The following is a 15070-nucleotide window of genomic DNA, read 5'->3' on the forward strand; positions in this document are numbered from 1 at the left end:
AACTTAATATTTTATTTGAAATTGTCACATTGCTATTCTATGTGTTTTAAATTTTAGGGAGATGATTTTATGAGAGAAATTGGATTTTTAATTAGTCCAAAGGAAAATGAAGAAAGAAGAGCAATTGTACCAAAGGATATTTTAAACTTAAAGAATTCTAATATGCTGTATTTTCAAAAAGGTTATGGAGAGGTACTGGGCATAAGTGATGAAGAATACATAAAAGCTGGAGCTAATGTAGTTACTATAGAAGAAATTTTTAAAAAAGATGTAATATGTGATCCAAAGATAGGAGATGGAGATTATCTAAAAAATCTAGAACCTAATAAAATTCTATTTGGATGGGTACATGCTGTTCAAAATAGAGAGTTAACAGATTTATTATTAGAAAAAAGATTTAAATGTATAGCTTGGGAAGATATGTTTGAGGATGGAAGGCATAGTTTTTGGCGTAACAACGAAATTGCAGGAGAAGCTGCTGTAATGCAAGCCTTTCAATTACACGGCATATTCCCTTATAACACTAAAGTTGCCATATTAGGAAGAGGTAATACCGCTAGAGGTGCCTATAGGATATTAAATGGACTAGGTGCAGATATTACAGTTTATAGCAGAAATATGGAATCACTGTTTAAAAAAGAAATAGGCAATTATGATGTTATAGTAAATGCAGTACTTTGGGATAATACAAGAGAAGATCATATATTGTATAGAGAAGACTTAAAGAGAATGAAAAAAAACGCATTGATAATAGATGTAAGCTGCGACAATAGCAAAGCCATTGAAACCAGTATACCTACATCAATAGAAAATCCTATTTATTCTATTGATGGCATAGTTCATTATGTGGTAGACCATACCCCTTCACTTTTTTACAAGACCTCTTCTTTTGAGATAAGTAAAGAAGTGGCAAAATATTTGGATGTAATAATTGAGGGTAAGGAAAATAATAATAAAGTATTGCGTAACGCTATAATTATAAATGATGCCCAAATAATAGATGAAAAAATCGCTAAGACTCAAAGTAGACAGTTAAAGAAGAGACATATTGCATGATTTAATGATTTAATAATTTAATCGCTAAGAAAATTGCATACTTTAATTTTTCATCTTTCATTGCAAGCAAAAGAGATAGCCTTTTTTAGACTATCTCTTTACATTTTATCCGATGACTACCATCCGTAATACTCCCATCTTCTACAAGTGAGAGATAACGGATGCTACGTCCCTGGATAAGTTCTTCTAAGCTTCAGTTGGAGTAAGTATTCCTTTTAAGCAAACTCCAGCTGAAGCTAAGAATCACTTGATAAAATATTTTATCTCATAGCTAACTTTTTATAATATCTCCAATCTGTTTGGGATAAGATATAAGAATTAACTAAAAATCTGATTCCATGTTAGTATCTTCATTGATTAGGTAGAAATCTAACCTTTCTCTTGCATTTTTACTCTTGTGTAGATTTGGAGTATCCTTTCTTATTACATCATAAACTGAAACTCCAACAATTTCTGTAGCAGTTCTTAATCTTTCTACACTTATTCTGTCTATAGTATCATAAGGTTGATGATACCAAGGTTCTAATTCAACAGTTACTGGGTCTCTCCAAATAAAGTTTGCTGAATCAATACCAGCTTCCCAGAAGGATACATGGTCACTTGCTCCACGCATAAATGGAGCTTTTATAACATCAGCATATCCTAATCTTTCAGCAGTTGCTCTAGCTGTTTTTGAAACTAAATTATCCTGTCCATCTGTAACATTAACAAATAGTGTAGTTTGTTTTTCTCCAGCAGTTCCTACCATATCCATATTAAAGTTACCTATAATTCTATCTTTTTCATCCTGTGAAAGTTGAGAAACATAATATCTTGATCCAACTAATCCTACTTCCTCAGAACCAAAAGCTACAAAACGCACTTCTGTATCTATAGGGAAGGAAGAGAATATACGTGATAATTCTAATAGGGATACTACACCTGAAATATTATCACTTGCTCCTGGAGCCGTTGGAACTGAATCATAATGAGCAGACACTATAACAATATTTCCGCTATCTTTATTTTTATGTGGCTTTCTAGTAGCTATAATATTTTGAGATGTATCGTATCTATTAACCTGGAAGTTTACAGTAATTCCTTCTTTTAAAAGCATTTCTCCTGCTTCATTGTTTAGCGTAGCAAAAGGAATTTTGCTAGTTACTGAAGAAGAAATACTTAATCTACGCCAGTCATCATTTTGAATTATTACTGCTATAGCTCCAGCTTCTTCTGCATTTAAAAGTATTGTTCTATACATGCTTGTGGTTTTTTCACTAACTTTTACAAGGGCGATTTTACCTGTTACCTTATCAGTAAATTCTTCTTTGGAGCCAAATCCACAGTCTATTACCTCTGAAGTTACTCCTCCTTCTGGAGTTAGAGGTGAGCCTTTAGTTACTTGTATATGTAAATCCATAGTTTCAGGTTGAAGGACTTTTAAATATCCTACATTATTTTCATAGTTAAATTCCTGCACTTCTACATCATAATGTTGTTTTTCAAATTCTGATATTATAAATTCTGCAGCCTTCTTCTCTTCTGGAGAACTAGCCACCTTAGGGCCAATATCCACGGATAAATATTTAAGGTTTTCCATCATTTTTTTAGTGCTAATTTTTGAGATAACCTTTTGATCAAAAGAAATTGGTGATGCATAAACATTGAAGCTTAAACTTAAAGTTACAAGGCTAGTTAATAGGAAAGAAAGTCTTTTTTTAAGTTTCATTAATAAACCCCCTTAATATTTCTTAGTTTTCACATTAATATAAATATGCTTGTCCCAATTTATTTATTACAATATTGATTTAGTGCACTACTTATTTATCGTAATATTTATCATAATATTTATTATATTTTTTATTTTCTGTATAATTATTTTATTAAGTGCAGATAGAAAAAGAGTAAGGATAATTTTAATTTCCTTACTCCACACTCTTATATATTAATTTAACTTCACTTAAATTTCTTATATATGTTTACATATATTTACTTATATTTATATATAATTTATAGTCGTCTATATTAATTTTTACAATTTTTTTCATTTTTAATTACTTTACTGCCACCAATAATCCCCCAGAAGCTGCTGGAGCTTGATGTAATGGCTCTAAATTCACAAATAAATTTTCCCTCTCATTAATCCAATTAAAAACCATACAGGAATTTAAATTAGGTCTAAACATATTAACTGCTTCATCCTTTAAAAACATCTTCAAATTATATGCAGCATATATAAAGGCTGCTTTCTTCTTATTTTTATCCTTATATTTTCTCATATTTATAAGCCCACAAGCTACCCCTGCTAAGTAAAAAGAAGGGTTATAAAGTACATTACGAGAGTCTGATACTACAAGTTTTACATTCTCTCTAAGCTTTGGCATAAGCTGTCTTAAAAGGCTCATTCCTCTTCCTTGTGGTATATCCACATCCATTATTCCTTCACTTAAGCTATTACATGCTTTAATCCATAATTTTTTATCACAATTTTGATTAGTTTCTATGTAGTCCCCTAGAGTAATAGATTCAAGATATCTTAAATCATGAAACACATTACAATCCTCAAGCAAGTCACAAAAATCTATTATAATGGGTTTATCTTCAGTTATGATAATATTATCCCCTTGAAAATCTCCATGTGCATGAGAGGTTAAACAAGTTATTTTTAATCCATTCCATACATCTTCATGATTGAAGAAATAATATGGATTAGGCAATATATTGTCAGTACCATCTAAAGATATCCATTTTATATCTTTAGGCACTCCAATTTCATCAAAGGATGCTTCATATTTTTCATCCATATATCTATAGGATAATTCATTTCTCATTATTTCTGAAGGTGAAATAACTTTCTTCTCATGTTCTTTATTCCAGTTAAATAAGAACTTAGTTATTTTAGATATTATGCTATCTTTAAGATCATCTTCATTTAAGACTTTGTCTAAAAATGTTTCACTTTTATATATATGATCTCCTGCTAAGTCATAAAGATTAACATATAATAGAGTGTTTTTATATTTTATTTCATAATTAGTAATAAGCTTTGCTATATATTTATGCATATTGTTTTTAGAAGCTATTTCATAGGCCTTATTAAATACTTCACTTTCATCGCAATTATTTATCTTCAAAATTCCTACTTTATTGTCATCACCATATTCCACTAAATATACCTTGGCTCCTGATTTACCGCCACTAAATTTCTTTAATATCTCCACTGGTGCAATTTTATCTTGTAGTTCTTCACTTAAAGAATTTATTTTACTCAGTATATCTGAAATCTCCATTTCTTTACCCACCTTATAAATAAATTATTTTGTTATATTTATTATAAGCGCTAATAATAAAAAACTCATGACAAAATAGTTAATATATTATTAAATTTGAACTATTCTCACTATATAATTAGGCTTGTAAATATACTTAGCTCCTTTATGTTTTGCAGATAATTTCTCAAAGATAAATTTCTACAAAGTTAATTTGGTTCCGAAATAGAGAGATAAGTACGTAATGAAGCCGCTCCAGAAAAAGTCGCTATTTCATTACATACTTATCTCTTTTGTATTTTACGAATATATTCTCAAATGTTGCTTATTGCACAGATTGTCACTAATTATTTATTGTACAAAATTTTTAAAAAATGCTATGTGATGCGCCCTATGCATCTGAGCAAAATTTAGAAATTCTTAATTTATTTTATAAAAGTGCCATTAAGATGCTGCACATGTTTCACCAAAGGGAGTTTTATAAAATAAATTTTAGAAGTTCTTATTGCAGCGGGATAGCATAATAATCATTGCATAGCATTTTTCATTTGTTATATCCATAAATTAGTTTCTAAATTATAAATTTCTACAAATATAAAAGAAAGATAGCCTTTTTAAGACTATCTTCCCATATATAACTAATCTCTACAATTAATAGTAATATTAACTGTGTCACATTCAATTCTTATCTCTCCACATCTGTCAGAATCCCAGTCAGGTCTTCCCCATCTTTCAGCTTCTACATATTGATCTGCAGATACTTCATTATATCTAATATCTTTTTTAATTTCTTTCATCATACTCACCTCACTTTACAAAGTTAAGTACATTATCCTTTTCAGGTTTTTAACAACTATATAAGAATAAAGTTGCCTCAATTAGTTTATTAAAAGTATTATTATAATCTATATTTTGTAAAAAAGTATGATAATCAAAAAAACATATATAAAATATCAACTATTATTTAAATATATTATATATACTAATATTATATATACTATGCTTTGAAGTGTTACAGTTTTATTTATTATGTGCTCATTATATTTTCATCTAAATATCTAATTATAAAGAGACAGCCTTTTTTGAAGACTATCTCTTCTATATTTGTATCTATGATCTACAATTAATTCTAATGTTAACTGTATCAGCTTTAATTCTTATTTCTCCACATCTATCAGATCTACTATTACCAGGTCTATTGCATCTATTATCTTCTTCATATCTATCTACGGATATAATATCTTTTTTAATTTCTTTCATCATGCTCACCTCACTTTATAAAGTTAAGTACGTTTCACATTTAAATTTATCTTATTTGCATTGATGATGGTCCTTCCAGAACCACTATCACCTTTAACTACTAGTGTTATCCTCTTTTTATTGTCCTTTTCTCCCAATTGAATTTTATCTATATCTTTAATATTTCTATCAAATATGCAAAGACGAGGTTGGCACAATAAGCTTATTAACGCTATTATTATAATCCATATTATCGCAATCCATATTATTATAAAAAAGCACCATAAGAAAAAGAACATATATAAAACACCAACCCTTATTTAAATTTTTCTATATATAATATTATTATATAAAAAACACTTCAAAGTGCTACAGATTTATTCATCGAAAGGTGCTTTTTTCACTACATACCTTATTTTCTGAATGATTATAGGAAATTAGTTACTTCATTGTAAATTTTTACAAGAATACATTAGTTTCGTAGATAAATAGCTAATATATAGCGAATCCCATCTGGTAAAATTATCTATTCAACTATGTACTTAGCCATTTTGTGCTTTTGTGCTTTGTAAATATATTTTCAAATCTGAATTATAACAAATTAGTTTTTCAAATATTGATTTTTATAATTTAACCTATTGTTCACTTTTAATTTTTCATTTTAAAAATTAAAGAGAGACAGCCTTTCTCAGACTATCTCTCTTATTTGAATTATTTATTCAGTCATTGCTACAACAGTTAATTTAAACTCTTTAGTTTCTTTTGCGTCACCTTTAGTAATTGTTGCTTTTAAAGTAACTTCTGCATCTTCTTGATCTTTTGCTGGTCTAGTTACTTTACCTTCAGTTGTAATTACATTTTTATTAGTTGTCTCCCATGCAATAGTACAACCGTCTAATTCAGTTAGTAAATCAAGGTCAGCTTTAATTTCATTTTCTTTTCCAGTTGCAACTACTGATAACTTAGCTTTAGCATCAACTACTGCTTGTTTGTCTGCTAATTTATCTTGGTCAACTTTTGATAATATATTTTCACTTGTAACTGCATCAAAGCTTACAGCTTTATTACCAGCTATATCTGTTACATAAGTTACGTCTGATTTCAATTTAACTGTAAATATTGAATCTTGTGTCATAGCACTATCTTCCATTGTTAATGCAACATAGTGTCTTCCATCTTTGTATGAATAAGCTGTCTTATAGTCGCTTCCTGATTTCATTACTTTATTGTCTCTTACTCTTATAACTTCAAAATCAGCACCTATTAGATCCTTTGAAACTTTCGTATCATCTATTTTTTCAGTAAATGGAACTAATATTGTTTTGCCATCTACTGCTAATGTAGTTTGCTTATCTGCTAATTTTAATTCAGGTTTTACTTTATCAGTAAAGCCAAGATATGAATTACCTGTAACTGTTCTACCTAATCTTGATTTAAAATCAGGTTTAACAGTTAATGTAATCTTATCTGTACTATAAAGTTCTTCAGATAATCTTACTATTGCTTTGCTTCCGTCAACTTCTACATTACTTACTGTATTTCCTGTTACTGTAAAGTCTTCAGAACCAATACCTTCACCTATAGTTTGATTGAATACTACTTCAATTGTTTTTGAATCTACTAAAGTTATATCATCTTTAGTATCATCATCTTTGTCTTTTGCAACTTCAAACTTAGTGTCATACTTGATTTCTTTTCTTTCAGCATATTGTGCCATGTTATTATCATTATGGTCTTTAACACCTTGAACTGTTACAAATTTAAGCTGTTTCTTATCATTAGGATATTTCTCAGGTAATACAAGCATAACTGATTTTCCATCTTCTAATACTTGAATGCTTGTTCCATCTGGGAAGTTTCTAGATGTAGCTGCACCATTTTCTTCGTATTCCATTAAATAGTTGTTAATATTTGTAATAGAACCACTTCCTTCTAAGGACATAGTTTTATTAAATCTAACTATTATACGTCTTCCTTCTACATCTATATTCTCAACTTTAGGTTTTTCTGTATTTTTTATATCTATAACTTCTTCATAAGGTAGTATTGAGTTCTGTAATGTTGTAGTATCCTTTAATCCTTCAAGTTTTAAAGTATGCTCGCCTTCTTTTAAATCTTTATAGAAAGTAAGTATAGCAGTCTTGTTGTTATCTTCAGCTTTTATATTTTGTATGCTAACAGCTTTATCATCTTTATCTTTTAATGTGTAATTTTTCATTTCAGTAATATTTTCAATAGGTTTTGAGAACTTAATTTTTATTTGCTTACTGCTATCTTTAACAACTTCAACTGAAGTAACTTCTGGTCTTGTTTGGTCAAGGTTAGCTGTTACTGCTATTGGTTTATCCTTTGGCATTTCATTATCAGAATAATCCTTTACTCCAGTGATATATAAGTTTACTTCATATGATGGTAACTTTCTATCACCTTTAAATTCAAACTCGTAAGTATCATCTGAAATCTTTTCTACGTTAGTTTCAGAATTATTTTTTACTGTAGTTGAATTTGTTCTTGTCCAGTAAGTGTAGCTTCCACCTCTTACAGTTCCAACCTGAACTGGCTCACTAAACTTAACTCTTACTTTTTCAAATGTAGCTGTTACTTGTTCAACAACTGGTGCTGCTTTATCTTCAACAACGTTGAATTTCAAGTCTTTTGTAATCATTGTATAGTCAGTAAAATCTTTAATTCCTTTTACATTAATTGTGTGTTCTCCATCTGATAATTTTGAATATAGTTTTATTATAACTACTCTGCTATTATCAGCTTCTACTGTTCCTGCTAAATATTTATCATCGATTTTATATGAATCAGCTTTTTCTGCTACTTCTTTCTTTACTGGTTCTGAGAAAGTAAGTTTTACAGCTTTATTTCCTAAAGCTTCTACTTTTTCAATTTCTGGTAAAGCAGCATCTAATGTCTTGAATACTAAATCTTTAACTTCTAGCTTTTTATCTCCTGATTCATTCTTAACATTTCTAATGCTTAATTTGTATTCTTTCTGATTTTCTAAAGCTTTATCATTGTCAAGTTTAACAGCTAATCTAACTGTCATTCCATCATCTAATAAAACTGCTTTTTCAACTTCTCTTCCTTCATTTAAAGTATAGTTGTCTTTGTCTTCAGCAGTTTTCTTGTCAACTTTTTGAGTGAATTTAACTTCGAAATCCTTAAGATTTTCGGATTTTATTCCATCAACTTTAAATTCAGTAACAACTGGGTTAACCATATCCTTGATTGAGCTTTCGATAGCTGAATCTAAGGATCCAGTTCCACCTACTAAGTAAATCTTAGTGTTGTCTTTGTGGTTTTCTTTTATATAGTCTTTAGCAGCACTTGTTGAAGCGTCAGAATTCTTGCTTCCGCTTAGTACTACTGGAGCTCCTACTTTAGCAGCTGCAGCTGATGCAACTAATGCGTCTGCGAACTGAGTTGGAGTTGCTCCACCAAATGCCATGTATATGCTATCTAACTTTAAGTCATCTTTGAATTTCTTTAATACTTCTAAGTTAGTTGCGAATCTGTCTTTTCCTTCAGCAACTCTTGTTCCTTTTACGGAATCGATAACTGAAGTTGGTAATACTCCTGCTCCACCTACTGCTGAAACTGTTAAACCTTCAGCAACGTTTTTAACTACTGATGGAACTTCGTTTTTGTTTCCGAATAATACCGGTGCTCCCTTTGAAGCAGCTATTGAAGCTACTGATAAAGCATCAGCGTATCCATCTTGTCCATTAACTAAGAAAGCTTCTTTCTTTCCAGTTAATTCTAAAACTTTTTTAGCAACACCAGCGTTAGTTTCATATCTTGAAGCTCCGCCGATTCTTTCTACTGTATAAGTTTCAGCCAACTTGTTAGCTAAAGCTGTTGTTACAACACCTTCTCCACCAACAATAACTACTTTTTTAGCTTTTAAACTGCTTAAAGCATTTAATAAATCAGCAGATGGCACGTCTACTTTATTAGTTAAAAGAATTGGTGCATTTAATGCTTTTGCAAGTGGAGTAGCACTTACTGCGTCTCCGTATCCGTATCCGTTAACTAATACTACTGTTTCAGCTCCATCAGCGAATGCCTTCTTAGCAACGCTTATAGCAGTTTCTTCTCTTCCTGCTCCTTCTAGTCTTTCAACAGTTGCTGCTGCACTTACTGGTACTGCAGTTAATGTTGATGTAAGTATTAAGCTCATAACTGTTGCACTTGCTAGTGCCTTGTGGCTTTTCTTACTCATATTATGATAACCTCCTCATTTAAGTGAAATTAAAAATTGTTTTTTATTTTATTTATATATTTAAATTAATATATAACACATTTATACAAATGGCAGTAATTCACCATTTTAGACTTAATGGTAATTATATCATAAAAAATTTTTATTTTCTAGGTTTATTAAAAATTTTTCACAATTTAACTTTATTTTAGGTTTATATACATAAAATTTTATATATAACCATAGTTTAAGATAATTTCTAATAGCATAAACTATTAGCATTTTTAACCTCGGTTACTATTATACAACAACACTTCTAATTTTGCTATACCTTTTTCCTTAGAAAATGTAACCATGATTACCATTTAGTATTATTTATTCTATATCATTTCTTAATCATTTCTTACGTATCCATATATAGACTTTATGGATTACTTATTCTACATAACTTTCTTAATTCCTTCTATAATTTTAATTTTTTTTCTTTTTATTTAAATTTATAGAGAATATAGATCTTCTGGCACTATTTATTAATATAGGAAGAGTAGTGCATAATATTAATGAAGATAAAATAAATTCCATGCTTCCTATATCCATTTTGTAGTATTTAAAAACCTTCATATAATAATAGATTACTAATGGATGGGAAAAATATATATCGAAGGAATTTATTGATATACTTTTTAGTATATTAACCGCCATACCCTTTTTATAATCTCTACTTAATATATAGGCTGTAAATATTATGGAATAAATTATTACAGAAGGCCTTATAAAGGTAGTTGCATAATCTAAGCTCTTTCCAAGGCTTATGCTATTAAAGCTTTCCCATAGAATCCCAGTTACGCATAGTAATAATATGCCTATTATAAGAGTTTTATTCCTCTTTAATTTTTCAATGCTAGCTTTTATATTCCCACTAAAATATATTCCTAAAGAAAAATAAAATAACCAAAATATTATATTTCTCTTAGAATAAAAATCTAAAGTTAAGTCAGGAATATTATAATAATGGCCAGTAGTGATAATTCCGCCAGATATTATTAATGTTAGAATTACTCCCCATATTTTTTGGCTGACAATATATAATACGGGAAAAATTAAATAAAGTTCGATAATCATTGGCAAAAAATAAAGATGATAAAAAATTTTATCTCCTTTTAAAAATAAATTAGGCCACGTACTATAGTTGAAGTTTTTATTTATTAAGGTTAAATATATAACTCCCCATAATATATAGGGAGGAATTACTTTAAATACTCTTTTTTTATAAAAATTCAATAGGCTTTTTTCTTTCCTATAACTTAATCCTAATCCTATACCCGAAAATATAACAAATACTGGTACTGAAAACCTAGCTAATTGGTTTAATATTACAAATATTTTATAATTGAAACTCTCATTGTTACTAGAAGACATAGCAAAGGCAGAGACATGTATCATAATTACAGCTAAGGTAGCGTAGGCTTTCCCAATATCCATTTCTACTATGTGCTTTTTTTCTATATTAATCCCTTCCTTCTAAATTTTTCTTATGTTTCACATTATATCATATATTGATTTTTTTTTATATTATGATAAACTTATTTTATAGTTACATTTATTAAGTTGAAAATCCACATAATATTGTATATAATAAGACGTGGAACTACACTTAAGTAAAAGGAGAAATAGCATATGAGCTTATACAATGAGTGGAAAGAATTAGTTGTATTTTTCGTTCACACTAGAGGGCAAGAGGATTTTTGGAACGAATTAAATGCAGTACAGGAAAAAATAATACCAATAATATTAAAGAATTATAAAACTATCATGAGGGGAGCCCTCAAAAACCTAGCTAAGAAGTTTGATGTTTCTGAAATATCCTTTGTAGGATTTTTAGATGGAATCAATCCTACATTAAAAAGACCTGTGGACCTTGAGAACATAACAGAGAATTCTAGAATTAGTTTAGATATAGATTTTGAAAAACTCTACATTGCTTTATTAGAAGCTGGCGTAGATAATTTGTACAATCTACCAGAATGGAACTTGATTTTTGGAAAGGATAAGTTAGCTGATTTACAAGTTGCTTATTCTGAAGACAAAACCATTACTGTTCCTAAAATAGGCAGAAATGAATTATGTCCTTGTGGTAGTGAAAAGAAGTATAAAAATTGCTGTGGTAAAAATATATAATTTTTATATTTCTTCTCCTTTTTTAATAAAAAAATGATAGCCCCAAAAACATCAAAAGACGAAGGAATTCGTCTTTTGATGTTTTTTGAAGCTTTTAAAGATGATTAGATTAATCTCTAAATTAGTTTTTCATTTATAAATTTCTACAAAGATAATTTAGTTTTACAGGTGAAGAGCTAAGCATGTACTGAAGCCGCTCCAGAAAAAGTCGCTTTTTCACTACATACTTAGCTCTTTTGTAGTTTGCAGATATAATAATGTAATTCAAACTAAAAAATCACGCTAAGTTTTTTGCTTAACGTGATTTCTATAATATATTATTTAACTCCATACACTAAAAGGCTATTATTAATTTATTATATCGTTTTTTAATTTTTTAACTTCCTCTATTGGTAATTGTGTACCTGCTGCTACTTGCTCTACACTCAATCCCATCTTTAGAAAATTTCTTGCTGCCTCAAGTTTACCTTCTTTGATACCTTCTTCCTTACCTTGTTCTCTACCTTCTTTTATGCCTTCTTTTATGCCTTCTTTAATACCTTCTTTAATACCTTCTTCTTTACCTTCTCTTATAGCCTCTTCTTTAATTTTATCTAAAGTTCTTCCTAAATTGCTAACCATATTATCAACCTCCTCTTGTTTGGCTTTATCTAAAATATTCTCTATTTCCTTTTGAGAGTTATCATCAAGCCTTGGCTTTACTATACCTTTCAGCCATCTTTTAAATACATCAAATTGTTCCGGTCCTATTTTCTTTAATACAAAGGCTGAACTTCTTAACCTTTTTACAAGCTCATTCTTATCAATATCCTGTTCTAATAAAAATAGCAAGGATACCATATTAGCAATCTCTAGTAGATCTTCTTTATTATATCTATTTACATCAAATAATATATAGTTAAAATCTAATACATTTTCTCCAAAAAGTTCATTTCCCTGTAATATTTCTTTAAAGCTTGTAGTTGTTGTCCACTTGTTTTTTCCGTTGTAAAGTACTATTGGAATTATTGCCGGTAATTTAAACTCTTTTCTTTTTCTATCCTTTTTTAAGGTGTTTTTTAAAATATCTCTCCATATTTCTGTCATGTAGAATAATAATCTCATAGGCATTTGGAAATCTACCTTAGATTGAAACTCTAGCAATACATAAAATATTATTTCTTGTCCGTCTATATTTATTCTATAAACTATGTCTGACTCTTCTTCTTCAAAGTCACTTAATATATAGGATTTATCTACAAGTATTAAATCCTCTTCCTTGATTAAGTTTACCCAATCCTTTTTAATAAAGCTTCTTATAAGCTCTAAAAAGGTTTTCTTATGTGAAAATATATGTTTGTATCCTACATCATGTTGATGATGCACTTCTAATCTTTCTTTTTTCATTAGTTATCTCTCCCAAGCTTAGTATACCTATATTATATCTTAAATTTTAAACATATTCACTAGTTATATTCATCAAATTATTTTTACATATTAGCTTTTCGTCTATAGATTTCTACAAAGATAATTTAGTTTTACAAGTGAAGAGCTAAGCACGTAGTGAAGCCGCTCCAGAAAAAGTCGCTTTTTCACTATATACTTAGCTCTTTTGTGTTTTACAAAGATGATTTCTAAATTAAGTCATATAAGATTAGTTTATAATTATAAATTTTCATAAGTATATTTATATATCAGAAAGAGTAACTGATATACATAGTGACGTCGCTTAAAGAAAAGACGCTCCTCCCACTATATACAACAGTTCTTCTATATTTTAAAGATATATTTCAAATTTATATTATGACATCTTATTCTTAAATGTTGATTTTTATAATTTTATTGTATAAAACTTAAAAATATTATGTAATGTGCCCTATGCATTTGAGCAAAATCTAGAAATTCTTAATTTATTTTAGGAAAGTGACGTTAAGATGCTGCACATGTTTGACCGAAGGGAGTTTGTCAGCATTAGGGACTTTTTTAAAATAAATTTTAGAAGTTCTTATTGCAGCGAATCAGCATAATAAGCATTGCGTAGCATTTTTTTATTTGTTGAACCCATAGATTGTTTTTAAAATATAGATTTCAATAAAAATAATTTAGTCTCTTTTAGTCTCTCAAACGAAAAGCTAAGCACATAGTGAAACTGATTCAGGAAAAACCCATATTTCACTACATACTTAGCTCTTTTATGATTTAAATATATATTTTTTAATTTACATTATTCAAGAATTCCAAATTCATATCCGCACTCTCTAAGATAATCAATTATTTCTTGTAATGCTTGTACGGTTGTTTCTTTTGCTGGAGCATCGTGCATTAATACATATAATTTATCTTGTCCTAATGCTGTTTCTTTCAATCTAGCCACTAGCTTATCTTTTGGTACATTTTGAGCTTCTGCATCTCCATTTAAAGCATTCCAATCTACTGAAACATATCCCGCATCCTTTACTGCATTTATGAAATCATGTCTTCCAAAGGATCCACCTGGAAATCTTATTACCTTTGAATCATATTCTCCTAATACTCCTCTTATGGTGTCCTCATTCTTTTTAATATCAGCTAAAAAGTTTGATGTACTTGCATATAATTTTTTATAATCATGGCTATAACTATGGTTTGCTATAGCATGTCCTTCATTTTTAGCTCTTTTTAATATTTCTGGATTTTGTTCTACCATATATCCTAATACAAAGAAAGTAGCTTTTACATCATTTTCTTTAAGTATATCTAATATTTGTGGAGTTACGTTAGCACTTGGACCATCGTCAAAAGTTAGATAAGCTATCTTTTTATTTTCAGGAACCTTTTCTTTTCCATCATTCTCTTTATCTTTATTTCCTTCTCCCTTATCTACTCCACCATCAGTTTTTTTATCTTCCTCTTTCTTTGCATCATCTTTCGGAGTCTCTTCTTTAGTTTTATCTGACTTATCTTCTTTGTCTGTTGAAGATTTGTCGTCTTCTTTTACAGCTAAGGCAGTAGTTGAGTTCTTATGATTAAAAACCTTTATTCCCGTCCATGCCGAAATTGAGAATAACATTACTAAAAATGTTAAAATTCCTATTCTCCTTAAAACTCTGCTTTTTCTTTTTCTTCTTTTTCTACCCATACGTCATCCCCCTCTATCCAGTTGATAATTAATGATTGTCAA

11 protein-coding genes are annotated in these 15070 nt (G+C 29.2%); 2 read left to right on the top strand and 9 right to left on the bottom strand.

The window, feature by feature from the left end; genetic code table 11:
- The first annotated feature begins 69 nt into the window (after nucleotides 1-69).
- Nucleotides 70-1056, top strand: coding sequence for a N(5)-(carboxyethyl)ornithine synthase (locus KQI86_RS15825; RefSeq protein ID WP_216440385.1), 987 nt, complete (start codon nucleotides 70-72; stop codon nucleotides 1054-1056).
- Nucleotides 1057-1378: 322 nt separating this feature from the next.
- Here KQI86_RS15825 and KQI86_RS15830 read toward each other — a convergent pair whose 3' ends face one another.
- From KQI86_RS15830 to KQI86_RS15860, 7 genes are all read right to left on the bottom strand, one after another.
- The gene (locus KQI86_RS15830) at nucleotides 1379-2764 is read right to left on the bottom strand and encodes a M20/M25/M40 family metallo-hydrolase (protein ID WP_216440387.1); all 1386 of its coding nucleotides are present in this window, start codon (nucleotides 2762-2764) and stop codon (nucleotides 1379-1381) included.
- 325 nt (nucleotides 2765-3089) lie between these two features.
- Nucleotides 3090-4325, bottom strand: a complete 1236-nt coding sequence (locus KQI86_RS15835) for a hypothetical protein (protein WP_216440389.1) — start codon at nucleotides 4323-4325, stop codon at nucleotides 3090-3092.
- A gap of 617 nt (nucleotides 4326-4942) precedes the next feature.
- On the bottom strand, nucleotides 4943-5101 hold the full coding sequence (locus KQI86_RS15840; protein ID WP_216440391.1) for a hypothetical protein: 159 nt from the start codon (nucleotides 5099-5101) through the stop codon (nucleotides 4943-4945).
- 313 nt (nucleotides 5102-5414) lie between these two features.
- A complete protein-coding gene (locus tag KQI86_RS15845; protein ID WP_216440392.1) occupies nucleotides 5415-5564 on the bottom strand; it encodes a hypothetical protein in 150 nt (49 codons plus the stop codon).
- A gap of 23 nt (nucleotides 5565-5587) precedes the next feature.
- On the bottom strand, nucleotides 5588-5842 hold the full coding sequence (locus tag KQI86_RS15850) for a hypothetical protein (RefSeq protein WP_216440395.1): 255 nt from the start codon (nucleotides 5840-5842) through the stop codon (nucleotides 5588-5590).
- A 416-nt stretch (nucleotides 5843-6258) separates the two neighbouring features.
- A complete protein-coding gene (locus KQI86_RS15855) occupies nucleotides 6259-9774 on the bottom strand; it encodes a cell wall-binding repeat-containing protein (RefSeq protein ID WP_216440397.1) in 3516 nt (1171 codons plus the stop codon).
- Nucleotides 9775-10224: 450 nt separating this feature from the next.
- Nucleotides 10225-11235, bottom strand: coding sequence for an acyltransferase (locus KQI86_RS15860; protein WP_216440399.1), 1011 nt, complete (start codon nucleotides 11233-11235; stop codon nucleotides 10225-10227).
- 195 nt (nucleotides 11236-11430) lie between these two features.
- Between KQI86_RS15860 and KQI86_RS15865 the strand changes: the two genes are divergently transcribed.
- Nucleotides 11431-11931, top strand: coding sequence for an SEC-C metal-binding domain-containing protein (locus KQI86_RS15865; protein WP_216440401.1), 501 nt, complete (start codon nucleotides 11431-11433; stop codon nucleotides 11929-11931).
- Between the two features lie 348 nt (nucleotides 11932-12279).
- Here KQI86_RS15865 and KQI86_RS15870 read toward each other — a convergent pair whose 3' ends face one another.
- Complete coding sequence (locus tag KQI86_RS15870) at nucleotides 12280-13317, bottom strand: Rpn family recombination-promoting nuclease/putative transposase (protein WP_216440403.1); 1038 nt, start codon at nucleotides 13315-13317, stop codon at nucleotides 12280-12282.
- An 817-nt stretch (nucleotides 13318-14134) separates the two neighbouring features.
- A complete protein-coding gene (locus tag KQI86_RS20420) occupies nucleotides 14135-15028 on the bottom strand; it encodes a polysaccharide deacetylase family protein (protein WP_216440404.1) in 894 nt (297 codons plus the stop codon).
- Nucleotides 15029-15070: the final 42 nt, after the last annotated feature.

Origin of the sequence: Clostridium mobile, from assembly GCF_018918285.1 — a bacterium.
Lineage (GTDB): Bacteria > Bacillota > Clostridia > Clostridiales > Clostridiaceae > Clostridium_AW > Clostridium_AW mobile.